Below are 17716 nucleotides of genomic sequence, written 5' to 3'. Positions count from 1 at the left end.
CGCGAGGTCGGGTTCGCCGGCCCGCGCCGCTGACCACCCGGGGGTGGTCGATTTTCTGGCCCCTGGCCCCTTCTGCCGCCGTCCCTAGAAGACCTTTCGCTCGCGGGAAATTGGGGAAAAAAGCCCACCTTCGGGAGGGGGTAGGGGGGCAGCTTGACCGATCCGACGCCCGCGCCGCCCTGTCGCTTCTGCGGCGGCCGGGGCTTCATCCGCTGGCACCCGCATTGGGACAACGGCACTTCGCCGTGCCCGGACTGCCGGCCCCGGCCGGCCGACGAGGAGAGACCATGCTCGAGATCCTGACTTTCTACGTTTCGGGCTTCTGGGTGTGGCTCGGCATCACCATCGGCCTGTCGATCCTCGTCAAGGGGGCCATCTGCCTGCCGGTCGCTCTCATCCTCGCCCTCAGGGGCGGACGCGTGCGCATCAACTGAGGCCCGCCGAGCCGACCCAACCAAGGAAGGACAGAGCCCATGAAGGGACGCAAACCGGAGGCGCCGAACGTGGTGCCGCTGCGCGATGGCGCGGCGGGCGCCCCGGTGCCCGAACCTTACGAGGACATGTCGGAGGATGCGGCCGCGACCTGGCGCGAGCTCGCGCCCGATCTCGCGATGCGCGGCCGGCTCAAGCCCGCCTACCGGCCGATGTTCCGGGTCTGGTGCGAGGCCTTCTCGGACGTGCTCAAGTTCACCTACGACCTGCACACCATGGGCGACTACTTCCAGACCCAGACCCGCAACGGGCTGCAGGAGAAGAAGCGCGCCGCCTGGGGCCAGCGGCAGGATGCCATCGCCAACATGACCCGCATCGGCGCGCTCTTCGGCCTCACGCCGCTCGACGAGGCGCGCTTCGGCTCGGACGGCCAGAAGGACCTGCTCGCCATGCTCAAGGAAACCCTCGACGGATGAGCGACGACGCGAGCCTGCACCCGGCCGCGCTCTACGCGCGCGACGTGGTGGCGGGGAAGGTCGCGGCGGGCGAGCTGGTGCGGCTCGCCTGCGAGCGGCACCTCTCGGATCTCGACACCGGGCATGAGCGCGGGCTCAGCTTCGATTGCGCCGCCGCCTCGCGCATCCTGAAGTTCGCCGGCATGGTGAAGCATACCACCGGGCCGCTCGCCGGTGAGCCGATCCGGCTCTCGCCCTGGCAGCAGTTCCGCTTCGGCTCGGTGTTCGGCTGGAAGCGCGAGGACGGCCGGCGCCGCTTCCGCTCGAGCTACACGCAGGTCGCGCAGAAGAACGGCAAGACCACCGACACCGGCATCCCGGCGATCTACTGCACCGCCCTCGACGGCGAGGCGGCGCCGCAGGTCTACTGTGCCGCCACCACGCGCGACCAGGCGGGGCTGCTCTTCAAGGAGATCAAGCGCATGATCGCCGGCGCGCCGGTGCTGGCCGCGCTGCTCGACGCCCAGAAATACGAGATCTCCTGCGCGCTCTCGGGCGGCACCATCTCCTCGCTCTCGCGCGACGGCCAGTCGGCCGATGGCATCAACCCGCACTTCGTGAGCATGGACGAGCTGCACCGCTGGGCCGACCGCGAGCTCGCGGAGATCGTGCGCAACTCGATGATCGCCCGCGCCCAGCCGCTCGAGTGGATGATCACCACCGCCGGCGCCAGCCGGGCGAGCTACTGCGGCGAGGTGCGGACCTATGCCGAGAAGGTGCTGCGCGGCTCGGTCTCCGACGACAGCCTCTTCGCTTACGTGGCCGAGCCCCCGGCCGATGCCGACCCGGGCGACCCCGCGACATGGGAGATGGGCAACCCGAACCTCGATGTCTCGGTGCCGCGCGGCGAGCTCGCCCGGCTGCACTCCGAGGCGGTGGAGATCCCGGGCCGCATGCCCAACTTCCGGCGCCTGCACCTCAACCTCTGGACCGAGGGCATGCAGACGTGGATTGCCGACGACACCTGGCGCAAGGGCGACATGCCGTGGGAGCTGGAAGAGTGCCGCGGCATGAAGGCCTGGGCCGGGCTCGACATGTCCTCGACCGTCGACACCTCGGCCCTCGCGCTCGCGATCCCGTTTGAGGGCGCGATCCGCCTGCATGTCTGGACCTTCCTGCCCGCAGGCGCGGACGGGTTCATCGCCCGGGCGCAGCGAGAGAACAAGGACTTCGTGGCCTGGCGCGATGCCGGCTGGCTCGAGGTGCATGACGACGCCGGCGCCATCGAGGAGGACAAAATCCTCGAGCGGCTCATGTGGATCAAGGAGCGCTTCCGCCTGCAGGAGCTGGCCTATGACCGCTGGGGCATGGCGAGCATGCGCCGGCGGATCCTCGCGCGCGGACTGCCGCTGGTCGAGCACGGGCAAGGGTTCGCCAGCATGTCGGCGCCGATGAAGGCGGTGGAGAAGGCGGTCGTGCAGGGCCGCATTCACCACCGCGGCAACCCGACGCTCGCCTGGGCGGTGGGCAACGTCTACCGCGACGAGGACGCCGCGGAAAACATCAAGCCCAACAAGCGCAAGAGCTGGGGCCGCATCGACCCCGCCGTCGCCGCCATCATGGCGGTGGGCCGGGCCGAGGTCGGCGCCTCCGCAGTGCGTGAGCGCGGGGAAATGAGGTTCGCATGAGCATTCTGTCGGGATTGTTCGGCCGGGGCGGAGTCGCCGGCGCACCGCGCGTCGAGCCGGTGCTTGCGGCGGCCGAGCCCGCCGCTACCGCCTCGGCCCGCATGGGCACCGTCTCCGACGCGGGCTGGATCCCGCTCGACGGCGGTCGCGCCCGGGTGAAGAACCTGCCCGCCGCGAGCCCCGCCTCGGCCGAGCGGCAGGCCACGGTCTTCGCCTGCTGCAACATCATCGCGGGCGATCTCTCCAAGGTCCGGGTGCACGTGATGCGCCGCGACGCGGACGGGATCGAGCGCCGGCAGACCGGCCACCCGGTCGAGACGGTGCTCAACGTCGAGGCCTCCGAGGGCCTCGCCGGGCCGGTGGTGCGCTACGCGCAGGGCTACGGGCTGGCGCTGCAGGGCGAGGCCTTCGCCTGGGTGCGCCGCTCGGGCCGCGGCGAGGTGGAGGCGCTCGAGCTGGTGCACGCGGTGACGCCGCTCAGAAACGGCCGCCGCCGCTTCTACGAGTTCTCCGACGAGGAGGACGTGCGCCGCCGGGTGATGCACCGGGACATGGTGCACCTGCGCTTCGGCTCGCTCGACGGCTGGCGCGGGCGCTCGCCGATCCGCGTCGCCGCCGACAGCGTGGCCCTCGCCCTCGGCGGCCACGACATGGCGGCCCGCGGCGTGGCCGGTGTGGCGCTCAAGGCCTACGCCACGATCCCGGACCATTTCCAGGACGAGGAGGCGGCCGAGCGCTCCCGCCGCAACCTCGCCCGGGTGCTCGAGGACCGCGAGCAGCGCTCGGTCGGCATCCTCGAGGCGGGAGCGACCATCCGCTCGCTCGACCTGTCGCCCGCCGACGCCCAGCTCCTCGAGCTGCTGAAGTTCAACCGCGAGCAGGTGGCCGCCATCTACCGGATGCCGCCCGCGAAGCTGCAGATGCTCGAGCACGGGGTGAAGGCGAACAGCGAGCAACAGGCCATCGACTACCGCGTCGACTGCCTGCAGACCTGGGCGACGCTGATCGAGGGCCAGTACGCGCTCACCCTGCTCACCGAGGCCGAGCGCCGCGCCGGCTTCTTCCTGCGCCACAACCTCGACGCCCTGCTGCGCGCCACCACGAAGGAGCGGTACGACGCGCTGGTGAAGGCCACCGGCGGCCCGATCATGACCCCCAACGAGGCCCGCCGCGCCGACGGGCTCGAGCCGGTGCCCGAGGGCGATCGGCTCTACCCGCCGGCCAACATGACGCGCGAGGAAGGGAGGTAGCGTATGACAGTCGGATGGGGATCAAGCATCCAGAACCGATACGTCGAGATCGATACGGGCGCGCATGCCGGTTACTTCGAAATGGCGGGATATCGTTCCGCCGAGGGAATGCTTCACCACATCGTGGCATAGACTGGTGCCGAAGCCGTCGCCCTTCGTCGAACTGAGATCGATGCGGCAGAACTCCTGCCAGTCGATGACGAACCGGTCGCCCTTGCGACCTGCTGTGATGGATAGGAAGCCATCACTCTGGCCAAGAGCGCCGTACTTGATCGCATTGGTGCAAAGTTCGTGGAAGACCAAAGCCAAAGGCGTGATTGCGTCTGGAGAGATACGAACATCCTCAATATCCAGTTGCTGGATCTTTCCGTCGGAGAACGGGATGACGACCGCCGACACCAGATCGCGGAGCGCCGCACTGTCGCTTGCTTCCGCTGTCGGATCGGTCACAGCCAGCTTGTGAGCAGATGAGAGGGCAAGCAGCCGGCTTTGCATGAGAGTGGCCAATTCGCTGGCGGTCTCCACCTGGCGAGCTGTCACGGCAATGAGGCTTGCAGCCACAGCAAAGCAATTGCCGACGCGGTGACGCATTTCCGCGAGCAGCATGCGTTGGCGTTCTGCTGCTTCTTTCTGGAGGCTGATGTCGCGAGCGATCTTCGACGCTCCTATCACCTCTCCGGAAGCGTCTCGGACGGGCGAAATCGTGAGCGAAATCGGGACCAGGCTTCCATCCTTGCGTTGTCGCATGGTCTCGAAATGCTGAATTCGCTCACCGCGGCGCAGTTTTGCGATGATGTCGTCCTCCTCATGGAGACGATCCGGGGGAATAATCATTGTGATCGGCCGGCCGATGGCTTCGGCAGCGGTAAAGCCGAACAGGCGTTCAGCGCCCCTGTTCCAAGTCTGGATGACGCTGTTCAAGTCCTTGGTGACGATAGCGTCGTTCGAATCTTCGACAATCGCGGCTAAGTGCTCTTTGAGCCTTTCCTGCGAATTCATATGCAACGGTACCTCCCGACCTCCACGTCGCGCTTATCCTGGTGGGCCTGGTGGAAAGGCGTGGGGTCATCGAGAGATGGCCTGAGAATCAACATAAAGTCGACAAACAATGCATCCGGGGGCACGGCACGTGGTGCTCAGTTCTCCTGCACATAGTCGGCACATTCCCCCCTTTGGTACACACCGGAGTATCGACATGCCGCTGATTGACGAGATCCGCGCCGCGATGGCGCGTGCCGACCTTGCCTGCGACGGCGACCGGGCCGGGCTGTTCCTGGCCGAGGCCGCAGCACCCGACCATGCCGCCGGGCCGCTCACCATCGCGCAGGCCGGGCTCACGCTCGAGCGCGGCGAGCGCTTCGCCGTCTCGCGCGGGGTGGCGGTGCTGCCGGTGACCGGCATTCTCACGCCCACGCCGAGCTTCATCTCGGAATGGCTGGGCTGGTCGACCTATGCCGGCATCGAGCAGGCGGCGGCCGAGCTTGCCGCCTCCGAGGACGTGGCCGCCGTGGCGCTGCACGTGAACACGCCCGGCGGGCTGGTGCTCGGCTGTGCCGGGGCCGCCGCCGCCATCGCACAGCTCGCGGCCGTGAAGCCGGTCTACGGGGTGATCGCGCCGCTTGCCGCCTCGGCCGGCTACTGGCTGGTGTCGGGGGCGCGCGAGATCTCGATCTCGGCGGGCGGCGTTGCAGGCTCCATCGGCACGATGGTGCGCGCCTCCTCGCCGGTCGGCCCCGACCAGTCGGGCGAACAGGCGCACGAGATCCGCTCCGGCTCGGCGCGGGCGAAGAACCCGGACCCGAACACCGAGGCGGGCATGGCCGCGATCCGCGCCGGGCTCGACGCGTCCGAGGCCGCCTTCCTGGCCGCCGTCGCCGCGGGGCGCGGCATCCCGGAGGCCGAGATCCGCACCCGGCTGTCGATCACCGATGACCCGCAGGACGGCGGCGCGACCTGGACCGGCGCCGATGCCGTGGCGCGCGGCCTCGCCGACCGGGTGGAGAGCACGGCCGAGGCCTACGCCCGCATCTTCGCCGCCCATGCCCCGACGCCCCGGCCGGCCCCCGGCCGTGCCCGGGCGCGCGCCCGTCATGCCCGGCTCGCGGAGATCCGCGCCCGGGCCTGAGCCCTCACACCATCGATGACTTGCTGCCGTGCGGGCCGGAAGGCGCGCGCGAACGCCCCCGGCTGCACGGCAGCCAACCACCCACAGGAGACCGACCATGCGGAAAGACCTTAACGACCTGCGCCGCGCGCGCGCCACCGCGGCCGATGCCGTACAGGCGGCCTCCGCCGCCATCGACACGCTTGAGGCGGCCGAGACCCCGGACGCCGCCGCCATCGCCACGGCCGAGACCGCCTTCGCCGAGGCCGAGGCCGCCTTCGAGGCCGCCGACCGCCGGGTGAAGCGCGCCGAGAGCGCCGCCGCCGCCGAGGCCGCCGCGGCCACCACGCCGGAGACCCCGGCCGCCGGCCCCACCGCGCCCGCCACGGCGCGCAACCCCGCCGACATGGGCATCGGCGCCGCGCTCTGCGTGATGGCGCTCGCCGCCGGGCGGGGCGACGTGGAGCGTGCCGTGCGCTGGGGCGAGGCGAACGGGCACTCGGGCGCCGTGGCGGCCCTCTCCGGGGCCAGTGACGCCGCCGGCGGGGTGAACATCCCCGCGCCGCTCGCCGCCGAGGTGATCGACCTGCTGCGCCCGCGGGTGGTGGTGGCGAATGCCGGCTGCCCGGTGATCGACATGCCCGCGGGCCAGATGCGGCAGGCGCGCCTCGCCGCCTCGGCCACCGCGGGCTACGGGCCCGAGAATGCCCCGGCGGTGGAGAGCGAGCCCGAGTTCGACCAGGTCGACATGTCGTTCAAGACCCTGCGCGGGCTGGTGCCGGTGGGCAACGCGCTGCTGCGCCATGCCTCGACCCCGGTCGCCCGGGTGGTGCGCGACGACCTCGTCAACGTGATGGCGGCCCGCGAGGATCTCGCCTTCCTGCGCGGCGACGGCTCGGCCAACACGCCCACCGGCCTGCGCAACTGGGCGCTGGATGCGAACTGGGAAACCGAGGCGCTGAAGACGCCCGAGGCGGTCGAGGCCCGCATCCGCCGCACGGTGAACCTGGTGGAGGATGCGGACGTGCCGCTGGTGCGCGGCACCTGGTCCATGCGCGCCAGCACCAAGAACTTTCTCGCCTCGCTGCGGCACCCGTCTTCCGGCGCGCTCGTCTTCCCGAGCATCGAGCAGTCGGGCACGCTGATGGGCTACCCGATCCTCACCTCCTCGCAGATCCCCGACAACCTCGGGGCGGGCGGCGACGAGACCGAGGTCACCTTCTTCGACGCCGCCGAGATCATGATCGGCGACAGCATGGCGCTCTCCATCGCCATGTCGGGCGAGGCCTCCTACGTCGACACCAACGGCGACACGGTCTCGGCCTTCCAGCGCGATCTCACCCTCATCCGGGCGATCCGCGAGCACGATCTCGCGCCGATGCACGACCAGGCCATCGCCGGCTTCAACGGCACCGGCTGGTCGCTCTGACCCTCGCCGCGTGGCCGGTGAGCGGCCGCGCGGGCTCCCCCCCGACATCATCGCAAAGGACCGCGGACATGACGCGCATCGCAGTGAAGTTCTCCCGCCCGTTCGGGCGCTACAACCGCGGCGAGGTGGCCGGCTTCGACAAGCCCGCCGCCGACCGCCTGGTCGCCAGGGGCGTGGCCGACCTCTACCAGAAGATCGACGACAGCGCCGCGAAGGCCGCCGCCGAACAGGCCGAGCGCGAGCGCTTCGATGCCGCCGTCGAGGCTCGGGTGCAGGCCGAGCTCGAGAAGCGGCTCGCCGCGCAGGCGGCCGAGGCGGATGCGGGCGCGAAGGCCAAGCCCGAGGCCGACACCACCGACACCGGCAAGGCCGCCGCGGCCAAGACCGGCAAGGCGGGCTGAGATGCTGGCGCAGGGCGTGGCGGCGCTGCCGCTCAGCCTCGAGGCGGTCAAGCGCGCGACCCGGCAGGACTTCGGCGACGATGACGTGTTGCTCGAGGCCTACCTGCGCGCGGCGACCGGCTTCGTGGAGACGGCCGCCCGCCGCCCCCTCGCGCCGCGCGCGGTCACCTTCATGGCCGAGGAGACCGGCTGGCGCACCTGGTGGCTGCCGGTGGCGCCGGTGATCTCGGTCACGCAAGTGGCGGTGATGGACCCGGCCGGCGCCTGGGCGCCGCTGCCCGAGGGCTCCGTGCGGCTGCTGAACGGGGCCGAGGAGCCCCGCCTTGCCCTCGCCGAGGGGGTGATCTGGCCCGAGCGCCTGCCGGGCTCGCCGATCCGCATCTCGGCCGAGGTGGGGTACGCGGACCCGGAGGACTACCCGGCCCAGCTCCTGCAGGCGATCACGCTGGTGGTGCGCGACTGGTACCTCGCCGGGCTCGAGCCGGGCGACGGCGACCTGCCGGCGCTGCAGTTCGGCGCGAAGCTGCTCATCAACCAGCTGCGCTACCGCCGCCCGCAGGTCTGCGCATGAGCGCCCGGCTTGCGCGCCTCGCCTTCGACCGCCCCACGCGCAGCCCCGCGCCCGGTGGCGGCTGGCTCGAAGGCTGGCAGGAGGTGTTCACATGCCGCGCCGGGCTCTCGGCCGCGACTACGCCGCCGGAAAGCGCCGAGCTCCGCGAGCGCGTCTCGGCCGGCGCAGTGGCCGCCCCGGTCGCCGGGCTGGTGACGGTGCGCGCCGCCGCCGCCACCCGCGCCGTGCAGGACGGATGGCGCATCCGCGACATCAGCCGCGGCGCACCGGGCACGGTGCTCACCATCCGCGAAGTACCGCCCGCACTGCCGGGCGCCACGTCGATCACGCTGGGCGTGGTCTGGAACGCCCCCGGGGAGGCAGGCTCATGAGCAAGGTGACAGGGATCCGCGCACAGCGCAGCCGCATGAAGCGGCTCACCACCGCGGTGCAGGAGGAGGTGGCCGACGCCATCGCCGAGACGCTGGACGAGGTGCACGCGGCCGGGCTCGCCCAGCTCGACGCGATGGTCACCCGCCGCACCGGCCGGCTGCGGCGCTACTACCGCAAGAGCTTCCGGCGCGGGAAGCTCGAGGGGCTCGTCGGCTACATCTCCGCCAAGGCCCGCGACGAGGCCTTCTACGCCCGCTTCGTGCATGACGGCACCGAGGACATGGCGGCCCGGCCCTGGCACGACACTGCCATCGAGGAAGTGGCGCCCGACCATGCCGGGCGCATGCAGCGGGCCGCGCCCTCGAGCCTGGCGCGCACCGGCGGCGGCCGCGCCCGGAGGGTCGATTGAGCCTCGCGCGGCGCTGGCCGCTGCAGGTGGCGGTGGTCGACCGACTGCGCGCCGCCCTCGCCGGGCAGGGCCCCGGCGGCGCCGATCTCGACATCTACACCGCGCCCCCGGCCGAGCGGCCGGCGGTGCACCTGCGCGTCGACGGCTGGGCCGTGCTGCCCCGCCGCCGGGCTGGCCCCGGGGCCACGGCCGACAGCGTGCAGAGCTTCATGGTGCATGTCTTCGCCTCGGCCGTGCCCGGCACCACGCCGGCGGCCGAGGCCACCCGCATTCAGGGGCTCGCGCTCGCGGCCCTGGAGGATTGGCAACCCATCCCGGGCGCGACCGGGGTTGACCATGTGAGCAGCTCGGACGCGCCCGACCAGAACCCGGCCACCCACCACGCGGTGAGCCGGTTCCGCATTCATGCAGGAGGATAAGTCATGGCAGGTGAAATCGCGGTGAAGGGCAAGGACAGTCTCCTGTCGCTTCACGATGGCTCGGCCTTCGTGGCGCTCGAGAAGCAGAACGAGGGCACGCTTTCCCCGGGCGTGACCGCCTCGAGCGTGAAGCACAAGAACGGCCAGACCCCGGTGCGCACCGAGGCCGGCATGAGCTTCACCACCAGCTTCACTAAGACCCGGCCCCTGTTCCCCGGCCAGCAGCTCGCCTACGCGGCGGCCCGCACCGGCGACCTGGTGCAGGTGCAGGTGGCCGACGCGAAACCCGGCGGCGAGATCTGGACCGGGCTCGCGCAGATCGTGACCGGCGACGAGACCAGCGGCACCTCGGGCGAGACCGTCGACGTGCCGGTGACGGTGACCTTCGACGGCGAGCCCGTTCTCACCTATACCCCGGTCGCCTGATGGCTCGGGGCGACATCGACATCACCCTCGCCGGGCGCAGCTATTCGCTGCGCCCGACCTTCGGGGCGGCGCGGGAGATCGAGCGGCGCACCGATCTCGCACTCGCCGAGCTCTGCCAGGTGCACGGCGCCGGGCGGCTCAAGTACGAGGAGGCGGCGGTCATCATCTGGGCCGGCGCCGAGGCGGCGGGCGAGCGCTTCGACATGGGCGACGTGGGCGAGGCGGTCTTCATGGTCCGCCTCACCGACGCGGCGCTGCGCGAGGCCATCGGCATCTTCCTGCTGGCCCTCCTCTGGTCACCGGAGACCGCCCGAAAAAAGTGGCTCGAGGAGACCGGCGCAGCCGCGCCGACTGGCTGACCTCGGTCTCCTCCTTCGCAACCGTGCACCTGCGCTGGTCGCTGGCCGATCTGTGGTCCGCGACCCCGCAGGAGTTCTGGGCGGCGCATGACGCGCATCTCGCCCATCTCCGCGCCCGGCAGGGCTCCCGCCAAGGCTGATCCCCCACATGCCCACCCATGACGAGATCCTCACGCGCTACACCGGCGACGTGACCGGCTTCCTGCGCGCCACCTCGCAGTACGACCGGCGGCTCGCCCAGCTCGACGGCTCGGTGCAGTCGCGCCTCGACCGCATCGACGCGCGCTGGGAACGCTCCTCGCGCGTGATCGAGGGCGTGCGGGGGGTGCTCTCCGGCCTGGTGGTGGGCGCCTCGCTGGGCAGCTTCGTGCGCGAGGTGGTCACCGTCGCGAAGGACTTCGAGGCGGCGATGAACCGCATCGGGGCCGCGAGCGGCGCGGCACAGGCCGAGCTCGACCAGCTCGCCGCCAAGGCGCGCGAGCTCGGCCGCACCACCGCCTTCTCGGCCTCCGAGGCGGCGGATGCGGCCGAGGTGCTGGTGCGCAACGGCGTCTCGGTGCAGGAGATCCTCGGCGGCGCGCTCGACGCCTCGCTCACCCTGGCCTCGGCCACCGGCGGGCAGCTCGCCAGCGCGGCCGACCTCGCCACGGACGTGATGGCGCAGTTCGGCCTCACGGCGCGCGACCTCGCGCAGGTGGTCGACACGGTCACCGGCGCCGCGGTGAACTCGAAGTTCGGCTTCAACGATCTCGCCGGCGCCATCGCGCAGGGCGGCGCCGTGGCCGCGCAGGGCGGGCTCGACTTCAACGAGTTCGCCACCGCGCTCGCGGTCACCGCGCAGGCCTTCTCCTCGGGCTCCGACGCTGGCACGAGCTTCAAGACCTTCGTCACCTCGCTCTCGGGCAACTCCAAGGAGGCGCGCGCCGAGATCGCGCGGCTGGGGCTCGAGTTCTACGATGCCGCGGGCAACCTGCGGCCCATGCGCGAGATCGCGGGCGAGCTGGGCGAGGCGCTCGACGGCCTGTCGGAGAAACAGCGCACCACCTCGCTCAAGACCATCTTCGGCACCGATGCGATCCGCACCGCGGGCGCGCTGGCCGAGGCCGGCGCGGAGGGCTTCGACAGGCTCGCCGATGCCATCGGCCGGGTGTCGGCGCAGGAGCAGGCCGAGGCGCGCATGGCCGGGCTCGAGGGCAGCCTGAAGCAGCTCGCCGCCGCCTGGGAAGGGCTGCTGCTCACCTTGGGCGAGAGCGGCGGGCTCGATGCCGCCACGGTCGCGGTGCAGGGGCTCGCCGACGCGCTCACCGCCCTGCAGGAGAACTTCCCCGAGGTGGCGGGCAGCATCGGTGCCTTTGCCGGGGCGCGCGGGCTCGGGGCGCTGGTCGCGGCCACGAAGGCCTCTGCGGCCGCGGCGCAGGATGCGACCACCGCCACGGCGGCGCAGGTGCGCATCGCGCAGACCGAGGTGGCGGCGGCCGAGGTGCAGGTGGTCAAGACCGCGCAGAAGGCCGCCGTGCTGCGCCAGCTCGGCAACGCGACCGAGGCCACGGCCACCAGCACCCGAGCGCTCGAGCGGGCCGAACGCTCGGCGACCAATGCCCGCGCCCGTCTCACCCGCGCCACCGAGGCCGCGGCCCGGGCGACCAATGCGAACGCCGCCGCCGTCGCGCGGCTCTCGGCCACCACGCGCATCGCGCAAGGCGTGATGACCGGCCTGCGCGGGGCGATGGCCTTCTTCGGCGGGCCGCTGGGCCTTGCGATCACCGCCGCCTCGGTGGGCATCGCGGCGCTCTCGGCCAACACCGAGAGTGCGCGTGATCGCATGGAGCGGCTCTCGGGCAGCACCGGCACGCTGCAGGGGGCGGTGGACGCGCTTCGGGGCGCGCAGGAGGCCTACCGCAAGTCCATCGCCAGCACGGGCGACACGCAGGTGCAGGCCTCGGGCAAGATCATCGCGGCGAGCCGGCAGGAGTACGAGGCCAAGCGCAAGCTGCTGCAGATCGAGACCCTGCGCGCGCAGAAGGAGCAGTCCGAGCGGGTGGATGCCATCCGCGATCTCGACCGGCAGATCACCCGGAGCGACCCCGACCGCATCGCGGCCGAGCTGCGCGCCGGCGGGGCGAGCGAGGAAGAGATCGAGACCTCGGTCGGCGGTGAATACGCCCGGGCACAGCGCGCGAAGATGGCGGAGCTCGAGGAGCAGCGCCTGCGGCTCGAGCTGCGCGTGGGGGAAGTCTCGCGGGAGATCACCGACGCTCGCCGTGCGCTCAACGGGGTGTTCCCCGAGGCGGCCGACCTGCCGGCGAGCGACACGCCGCCGCCACCAGATGATGACGACACGCCCGACACCCCGACCACCTCGACGGGCACCGCTCCGAAGAGCCTGGCCGATCTCCTCGCCGGCTCGGCCGACCGCATCGCGGCGCTGCGCGACGAGAGTGCGGGCGTGCGGCAGCTCGACACCGACACCGCGGCGCTCGAGGAGCGGGTGCGCCTGCTCTCCGAGGCGCGCGAGGCCGGGATCGACCTCGACGCCCGCACCGCCGCCGGCGGGCAGACCGTGCGCGAGGCCATCGAGGCGCAGGCGGCGGCCTATGGCAAGGCGAAGGCCGGGCTCGATGACCTGCAGGCCGCCGCTGCGCTCTATGCCGAGACCCGCACGCCGGAGGAAAAGCGCGACCAGGACAAGGCCGACATCGAGGCGCTGCGCCCGGCATTGATAAAATACCTGGGCGACGAGGCGGCGGCCAACGAGGTGCTCGCGCGCGCCATCCGCAAGGTGGACGGCGCCTATGCCGACAGCGGCCGGGCCGGCGAGGACATGGTCTCGACGCTCACCGATGGCCTGCGCGGCCTCGCCGACGAGACCCGCTCCGCCGGCGACGTGATCCTCGACGTGATCGCGCAGATCGTGAGCGCCAACGCCGGGAGCTTCTTCACCGCGCTCTCGGGCGGCGCCTCGACCGGCGTCGGCGGGGCGCTCGGCTCCGGGCTGCTCGGGCTGTTCGGCGGCACCAGCACCGCCACGGCCACCGCGCCGCCGGTGGTGCAGGGCATGACGGCCATCGTGCCCACCGGCCATCGCGGTGCGCTGATCGGCGTGCGCGCCTCGGGCAGCACCCGCGTTGACCCGCGTGTGTTCGACGGGGCGGAGCGCTATCACACCGGCGGCATGCTGGGGCTGAAGCCCGGCGAGGTGCCGTTCATCGGCAAGGTCGGCGAGCCGATCTTCCCGGACATCGAGAGCGCCGCCGCCTTCGGCCAGCAGCCGCGCGGCGGGGATGTGTTCAACGTGAACGTCTACAACCCCACCGGCTCGGCCGACGAGATGATGGCCCGGCTGCGCTCCGAGCTCGGCAGCATCGAGCGCCAGCGCGCCAAGCGCGACGCCACGAAGGCCTACACCAATCCGCGCCAGTACCGGGGGTAACGCATGCGCTACGTGCACAAATGGCCGGCGGCCCTGCCGCTGCAGTTCTGCCAGTGGCGCGACACGCCCGACCCGGTGATGACCCTCGGCACGATGGACATGGCGCCCTTCGGCGGGCGCGGCGAGGCGCGCGCGCAGGTGGCTCTCACCGGCGAGATCGCCAATGCCGCGCAGGCCGCCGCCATGGCGATCTGGCTCGCCGATCTCGACGGCGGCGCGGCTCTCGCGCTGCTCGCCGACTTCGACCGCCCGCTCTATGGCTACGGCCCCGAGTATGCCGCCAGCATGGGCGATGCCGGCGCGGTGCCGTGGCGGGCCTCGGACGGCTCCCCGCAGTACTGGCGCTCGAGCACCGGCGCGCTGCTCGCCTGGTCGGCCGGGGCGCGCGTCGCCTCGGGCGGGGCGGCGGGCACGCGGCTGATCGGGCTCGCGGGGCTCTACCCCGGGGCGGTCCTCGGGCGGGGGCAGAAGGTGCGCCTCGGCCGGCGGCGCTACGTGATCGCGCAGGGCGGCACCGTGGCCGGCGACGGCACGGTGCAGATCCGCGTCGCGCCGCACCTGCCAGCCGATGTGCCGCCGGGCACACCGGTCACCTACCCGGGCGATATCGGGCTCTTCCAGCCCATCGCCTGGAGCGTGCCGAACTACGACCAGCACGGCCGCGGCACCTGGTCGATGAGCTTCCGCGAGACCTTCCCGGAAGAGCAGACGGAGGCCCTCACCCATGTTTGAGCCGGTGTTCGCGACCGATTACGCGCCCGCGCTGCTCGCGGCCCTCGACCGGCCGTTCCACCACGTGGTGCAGCTCGCGCATCTCGACTGGCCGGATGGCGAGGTGCTGCTCTGGTCCGGGCTCGGGGCCCTCACCGTGGGCGGGCGCACCTTCCACGGCTCCGGCGCGCTCGGCGAGATCGAGCACCCGGAGGACAGCGACGCGGACGCGGTGCAGACCGTCACCACGCGGCTGCGCGGCATGCCGCTTGCCTTCCTCGAGATGCAGGTGCGCGAGGAGCTCACCGGCCGGCGCGCCGCCCTCGGCTGGACCCTGCTCGGCGATGACGGGCTGCCGATCCCGGCGCCGGTGTTCTCGTTCAACGGCTATCTCGACGGAAGGAAGATCGGCGTCACCCGCTCCGAGGATGCGCTCTCCGTTGAGGTGGCGGTCACGCTCACCACCGGCGAGCGCCCGGCCTCGCGGATCTCGCAGCGCCACGTGCCGCAGGACGCGAGCGAGGAGGACACAGGATGGGAGAAGCTCACCGAGCAGGCGAACGACCCGCCGCAATGGCCGGGGGTGGCGGAATGAGCGCCGCGGTGACCCCGGAACCGGAGGCGGTGCAGCGCGTGGTGGCGCGCGTCTTCTCGCGGCGCTTCGCCTGGGGCGAGGCGGATTGCTGCCTCGCGGTGGCCGACGCGCTCTGCGCGCTGGGGCTGCCCGACCCGGCCGGGCTCTGGCGGCTCGGCTATGACCGCGAGCGCGCCGAGGCAGCGCTCGAGACCGCCGGCGGGCTCGCCGGGCTCATCGGCGGCGTGGCGGCGGAACAGGGCTGGCCCCGGGTGGCAGAGGCCCGCCCGGGCGATATCGGTGCCGGCGCCACGCTCGCGATCAGCGACGGGCGCCGGTGGTGGGCGAAGGGCGCGCGCGGCATGGTCGCCGTGCCCGCCCCGGACGTGATCTGGCGGGTGTTCTGATGGCCAAGGCAGTACCGATCATCACCTCCGTGGCGGCCATCGCGGCCACGGTGTTCATCCCGGGCGGCGTGGGGATCCTCGGCGCCACCGTCTCCTACGGCGCCATCGCGGCGGCGGGGATCTCGGTGGCCGGCGGGCTCGCGGCCACGGCGCTGGCCGAGACGCCCTCGCAGCAGGTGCCGCAGACCAAGGTCTCGTCCGAGGCCGCGGTCACCAACCCGAGCATGCGCTTTGCCTATGGCGCCTGCGACGTGCTGCCGGTGCAGCTCTTCCGGCATGTCGACGGGGCCACCTATTACGGCGTCTACCTGCTCAACTCCCGGCCCTCCGAGGGCGGCTTCGTGCTCAAGGTCAACGACGAGGTGCAGACCCTCGGCGCCGCCGGCGGGGCCGATCCCTACGACTTCGACCAAGGCGGCCTCGTCTCCACCGGCAAGTACGCAGCGCGGGATGGCGACGGGCCGATCAAGGTGTGGTTCTCGCGCGGGGACCATACCGGCCCGCCGCCGCAGTGGCTCGAGGAGATCCCCGAGGCGATCTCGGAGACGGATGTCTGGGCCGGCATGACGCTGATGTTCGTGCGCCTGCGCTACGGGGGCGCGACGACAGCCTCGCGGCTCTGGAAGGGCCGCTTCCCGGCCTTCCGCGTGTTCGGCTACTGGTCGAAGCTCTACGACCCCCGCGACCCCGCGCAGGATTCGGACGATGCCGCAACGTGGCGCTGGTCGGACAACGCCGCCCTCGCCACGCTCGACCTGCTGCGCCACCCGCGCGCCCTCGGCCGCGCCGCCTTCCTGGTCGACTGGCCGAGCTTCGCCGAGGCAGCGGACGATTGCGAGATCACCGGCCGGGAGTACCGCGTGAACGGTGTCGTCACCCTCGAGACGCGGGAGTATTCCCTGCTCGACCCGGTGCTCACCGCCTGCGGCGGCCGGCTCTCGCGCGAGGGCGGGGTGCACCGGCTGCGGGTGGCGAAGTGGCGCGACCCGGTGATGACCCTCACCACGCCGCTCGGCGAGAGCTTCGAGTTCACCGAGCAGGGCCCGGCCTATGCGCTTGCCTCCGGCGTGGTCTCGACCTTCGTCTCGGCGGAGCTCGGCTATGTCGCCGACCAGGTGCCGGACTACGTCACCGGCGCGGGCGACGACCGCGACCGGCTCGAGTTCCCGCTGGTCACCGACTGGCAGCAGGTGGAGCGGCTGCAGCAGATCGCGCAGCGCGCGAGCCTGCGGCAGGCGCGCTTCTCCGACGCGCTGTTCCCGGCCTCGGCCATGCGCGTGCGGGTGGGCGACTTCGTGACTCTCGCCATTCCCGGCTTCGGCATCGCGAACGGCGTCTACGAGGTGCTCGCCAAGCGCCCGCAGGTGATCCGCAACGACCAGGGCTCGGCGATGCTGGTCGTCGGCCTCGAACTGGCCGAGACCGGCCCGGAGGTGTTCGACTGGAACCCGGCCACCGACCTGATGCCCTACACGGTGAGCGAGAGCGCCGAGCAGGTGGGCATCACCATCTCGCCCCCGGGCGTGGCCGCGGCCCCGGTGTTCCGCAAGGTCGAGACCGGCGGCACCGCCATCGACGACCCGGTGCTCGCGCTGCAGCTCACCGCCAGCCCCGCGCCCTTCGTGGACCACTACCAGGTCCGCCAGCGCGAGCTCGGCGGGCGCTGGCGCGTCGTGCTCGAGGTGGAGGCGGCGGAGTTCGAGGCCGGCGTGCTCGAGGTGATCCTGCCCGCCACGCTGGGCTTCACCTACGAGACCGGCGCCCGCGCGGTCTCCGACATCGGCGCCTCGCCCTGGGCGAACACCGGCGCGGTCACCGTCACGCCCGAGGCGGCCACGCTCTCGCCGCCCTACGGCGGGCGCGACGAGCACGGCGCCCCGGGCACCGCCGCGGTGAGCTTCATCGTGCCGCCCAACGCGGCCGGGCTCAGCTTCTACCGCGTCGGCACCGGCCTGCTCGAGGCGCTCGAGGGCGAGCCGGGCGCGCGCGTCACCTTCACCGAGGCCCTCGGCCCCGGCGCCTACACCTACACCGCCCGCGCGCAGAACGCGCTCGGCGATCTCTCCGGCGCCTCGGCGCAGATCCGCATCACCGTCGCCAGCGGCGGCGGCGACTGAGCGCCCGGGCGCCCGGACCACCACCACAAGAGGACAGAGCATGGCAGACGTATCGGGAGTACCGGGCGGCGCAGATCTCGTGCAGGACGGCCAGCCCGTCGACCAGGCGCCCTTCATCGCCGGCCTCAACGCGATCAGGGCCGGCATACAGGCGGTGAACGC

20 protein-coding genes are annotated in these 17716 nt (G+C 72.2%); 19 read left to right on the top strand and 1 reads right to left on the bottom strand.

The genetic code is table 11. From position 1 onward, the window contains the following. Positions 1 to 287: 287 nt before the first annotated feature. From D3P35_RS26400 to D3P35_RS24730, 4 genes are read left to right on the top strand one after another with little or no spacing between them, the layout of a single operon-like run. Positions 288 to 434: a hypothetical protein gene (locus D3P35_RS26400; protein ID WP_157982312.1), complete on the top strand. Its 147-nt coding sequence runs from the start codon at positions 288 to 290 to the stop codon at positions 432 to 434. A 39-nt stretch (positions 435 to 473) separates the two neighbouring features. After that, on the top strand, positions 474 to 908 hold the full coding sequence (locus D3P35_RS24740) for a P27 family phage terminase small subunit (RefSeq protein ID WP_118138610.1): 435 nt from the start codon (positions 474 to 476) through the stop codon (positions 906 to 908). After that, positions 905 to 2575 (top strand): terminase large subunit, encoded by a 1671-nt coding sequence (locus tag D3P35_RS24735; protein WP_118138609.1) that lies wholly within the window; start codon positions 905 to 907, stop codon positions 2573 to 2575. The genes D3P35_RS24740 and D3P35_RS24735 overlap by 4 nt, the downstream gene beginning before the upstream one ends. Beyond that, complete coding sequence (locus D3P35_RS24730) at positions 2572 to 3825, top strand: phage portal protein (protein ID WP_118138608.1); 1254 nt, start codon at positions 2572 to 2574, stop codon at positions 3823 to 3825. Before D3P35_RS24735 ends, D3P35_RS24730 begins: the two co-directional genes overlap by 4 nt. A 21-nt stretch (positions 3826 to 3846) precedes the next feature. Here the strand turns inward: D3P35_RS24730 and D3P35_RS24725 are convergent, their stop codons facing one another. Beyond that, positions 3847 to 4824 (bottom strand): PAS domain S-box protein, encoded by a 978-nt coding sequence (locus D3P35_RS24725; protein ID WP_118138607.1) that lies wholly within the window; start codon positions 4822 to 4824, stop codon positions 3847 to 3849. Positions 4825 to 5020: 196 nt separating this feature from the next. On the opposite strand from D3P35_RS24725, the gene D3P35_RS24720 reads away from it, so the two are divergent. The 15 genes from D3P35_RS24720 (at position 5021) to D3P35_RS24655 (ending at position 17554) form a co-directional block, all read left to right on the top strand. After that, positions 5021 to 5950 carry a S49 family peptidase gene (locus D3P35_RS24720; protein WP_157982310.1) on the top strand — a complete coding sequence of 310 codons (930 nt, stop codon included), beginning with the start codon at positions 5021 to 5023 and terminating at the stop codon, positions 5948 to 5950. A 97-nt stretch (positions 5951 to 6047) separates the two neighbouring features. Next, entirely contained in the window at positions 6048 to 7358 is a 1311-nt protein-coding gene (locus D3P35_RS24715) for a phage major capsid protein (RefSeq protein WP_118138605.1), read from the top strand. A gap of 68 nt (positions 7359 to 7426) precedes the next feature. Continuing rightward, positions 7427 to 7759 carry a hypothetical protein gene (locus tag D3P35_RS26395; RefSeq protein WP_157982309.1) on the top strand — a complete coding sequence of 111 codons (333 nt, stop codon included), beginning with the start codon at positions 7427 to 7429 and terminating at the stop codon, positions 7757 to 7759. Between the two features lies 1 nt (position 7760). Next, positions 7761 to 8330: a hypothetical protein gene (locus D3P35_RS24710; protein WP_157982308.1), complete on the top strand. Its 570-nt coding sequence runs from the start codon at positions 7761 to 7763 to the stop codon at positions 8328 to 8330. After that, positions 8327 to 8701: a head-tail adaptor protein gene (locus D3P35_RS24705; RefSeq protein WP_118138603.1), complete on the top strand. Its 375-nt coding sequence runs from the start codon at positions 8327 to 8329 to the stop codon at positions 8699 to 8701. Before D3P35_RS24710 ends, D3P35_RS24705 begins: the two co-directional genes overlap by 4 nt. Next, a complete protein-coding gene (locus D3P35_RS24700; protein WP_118138602.1) occupies positions 8698 to 9111 on the top strand; it encodes an HK97 gp10 family phage protein in 414 nt (137 codons plus the stop codon). The genes D3P35_RS24705 and D3P35_RS24700 overlap by 4 nt, the downstream gene beginning before the upstream one ends. Next, positions 9108 to 9530, top strand: coding sequence for a hypothetical protein (locus D3P35_RS24695; protein ID WP_118138601.1), 423 nt, complete (start codon positions 9108 to 9110; stop codon positions 9528 to 9530). The genes D3P35_RS24700 and D3P35_RS24695 overlap by 4 nt, the downstream gene beginning before the upstream one ends. A 3-nt stretch (positions 9531 to 9533) precedes the next feature. Then, positions 9534 to 9956 carry a phage tail tube protein gene (locus D3P35_RS24690; RefSeq protein ID WP_118138600.1) on the top strand — a complete coding sequence of 141 codons (423 nt, stop codon included), beginning with the start codon at positions 9534 to 9536 and terminating at the stop codon, positions 9954 to 9956. Continuing rightward, positions 9956 to 10315, top strand: a complete 360-nt coding sequence (locus D3P35_RS24685; RefSeq protein WP_118138599.1) for a GTA-gp10 family protein — start codon at positions 9956 to 9958, stop codon at positions 10313 to 10315. The genes D3P35_RS24690 and D3P35_RS24685 overlap by 1 nt, the downstream gene beginning before the upstream one ends. Next, positions 10276 to 10455 (top strand): hypothetical protein, encoded by a 180-nt coding sequence (locus tag D3P35_RS24680; protein ID WP_118138598.1) that lies wholly within the window; start codon positions 10276 to 10278, stop codon positions 10453 to 10455. Before D3P35_RS24685 ends, D3P35_RS24680 begins: the two co-directional genes overlap by 40 nt. Before the next feature lie 8 nt (positions 10456 to 10463). Beyond that, complete coding sequence (locus tag D3P35_RS24675; protein ID WP_118138597.1) at positions 10464 to 13745, top strand: phage tail tape measure protein; 3282 nt, start codon at positions 10464 to 10466, stop codon at positions 13743 to 13745. Between the two features lie 3 nt (positions 13746 to 13748). Then, the gene (locus D3P35_RS24670; protein ID WP_118138596.1) at positions 13749 to 14477 is read left to right on the top strand and encodes a hypothetical protein; all 729 of its coding nucleotides are present in this window, start codon (positions 13749 to 13751) and stop codon (positions 14475 to 14477) included. After that, positions 14470 to 15051 carry a hypothetical protein gene (locus D3P35_RS24665; RefSeq protein WP_118138595.1) on the top strand — a complete coding sequence of 194 codons (582 nt, stop codon included), beginning with the start codon at positions 14470 to 14472 and terminating at the stop codon, positions 15049 to 15051. Before D3P35_RS24670 ends, D3P35_RS24665 begins: the two co-directional genes overlap by 8 nt. Continuing rightward, entirely contained in the window at positions 15048 to 15437 is a 390-nt protein-coding gene (locus D3P35_RS24660; RefSeq protein WP_157982307.1) for a hypothetical protein, read from the top strand. Before D3P35_RS24665 ends, D3P35_RS24660 begins: the two co-directional genes overlap by 4 nt. After that, positions 15437 to 17554 carry a phage tail protein gene (locus D3P35_RS24655; protein ID WP_118138593.1) on the top strand — a complete coding sequence of 706 codons (2118 nt, stop codon included), beginning with the start codon at positions 15437 to 15439 and terminating at the stop codon, positions 17552 to 17554. Before D3P35_RS24660 ends, D3P35_RS24655 begins: the two co-directional genes overlap by 1 nt. Positions 17555 to 17716: the final 162 nt, after the last annotated feature.

The sequence above is a fragment of the Oceanicella sp. SM1341 genome, from assembly GCF_003448965.1.
Lineage (GTDB): Bacteria > Pseudomonadota > Alphaproteobacteria > Rhodobacterales > Rhodobacteraceae > Paroceanicella.
The sequence above is the reverse complement of the archived record's forward strand: the minus strand, read 5'-3'. Positions and strand labels throughout refer to the sequence as shown.

Bases quoted from the DNA above. Each gene is read 5' to 3' on its own strand.
- D3P35_RS24735 (WP_118138609.1), top strand. From the start codon at position 905: ATGAGCGACGACGCGAGCCTGCACCCGGCCGCGCTCTACGCGCGCGAC.
- D3P35_RS24675 (WP_118138597.1), top strand. From the start codon at position 10,464: ATGCCCACCCATGACGAGATCCTCACGCGCTACACCGGCGACGTGACC.
- D3P35_RS24700 (WP_118138602.1), top strand. From the start codon at position 8,698: ATGAGCAAGGTGACAGGGATCCGCGCACAGCGCAGCCGCATGAAGCGG.
- D3P35_RS24665 (WP_118138595.1), top strand. From the start codon at position 14,470: ATGTTTGAGCCGGTGTTCGCGACCGATTACGCGCCCGCGCTGCTCGCG.
- D3P35_RS24670 (WP_118138596.1), top strand. From the start codon at position 13,749: ATGCGCTACGTGCACAAATGGCCGGCGGCCCTGCCGCTGCAGTTCTGC.
- D3P35_RS24685 (WP_118138599.1), top strand. From the start codon at position 9,956: ATGGCTCGGGGCGACATCGACATCACCCTCGCCGGGCGCAGCTATTCG.
- D3P35_RS24740 (WP_118138610.1), top strand. From the start codon at position 474: ATGAAGGGACGCAAACCGGAGGCGCCGAACGTGGTGCCGCTGCGCGAT.
- D3P35_RS24660 (WP_157982307.1), top strand. From the start codon at position 15,048: ATGAGCGCCGCGGTGACCCCGGAACCGGAGGCGGTGCAGCGCGTGGTG.
- D3P35_RS24725 (WP_118138607.1), bottom strand. From the start codon at position 4,824: ATGAATTCGCAGGAAAGGCTCAAAGAGCACTTAGCCGCGATTGTCGAA.
- D3P35_RS24730 (WP_118138608.1), top strand. From the start codon at position 2,572: ATGAGCATTCTGTCGGGATTGTTCGGCCGGGGCGGAGTCGCCGGCGCA.
- D3P35_RS26400 (WP_157982312.1), top strand. From the start codon at position 288: ATGCTCGAGATCCTGACTTTCTACGTTTCGGGCTTCTGGGTGTGGCTC.
- D3P35_RS24655 (WP_118138593.1), top strand. From the start codon at position 15,437: ATGGCCAAGGCAGTACCGATCATCACCTCCGTGGCGGCCATCGCGGCC.
- D3P35_RS24690 (WP_118138600.1), top strand. From the start codon at position 9,534: ATGGCAGGTGAAATCGCGGTGAAGGGCAAGGACAGTCTCCTGTCGCTT.
- D3P35_RS24715 (WP_118138605.1), top strand. From the start codon at position 6,048: ATGCGGAAAGACCTTAACGACCTGCGCCGCGCGCGCGCCACCGCGGCC.
- D3P35_RS24710 (WP_157982308.1), top strand. From the start codon at position 7,761: ATGCTGGCGCAGGGCGTGGCGGCGCTGCCGCTCAGCCTCGAGGCGGTC.
- D3P35_RS26395 (WP_157982309.1), top strand. From the start codon at position 7,427: ATGACGCGCATCGCAGTGAAGTTCTCCCGCCCGTTCGGGCGCTACAAC.
- D3P35_RS24720 (WP_157982310.1), top strand. From the start codon at position 5,021: ATGCCGCTGATTGACGAGATCCGCGCCGCGATGGCGCGTGCCGACCTT.
- D3P35_RS24705 (WP_118138603.1), top strand. From the start codon at position 8,327: ATGAGCGCCCGGCTTGCGCGCCTCGCCTTCGACCGCCCCACGCGCAGC.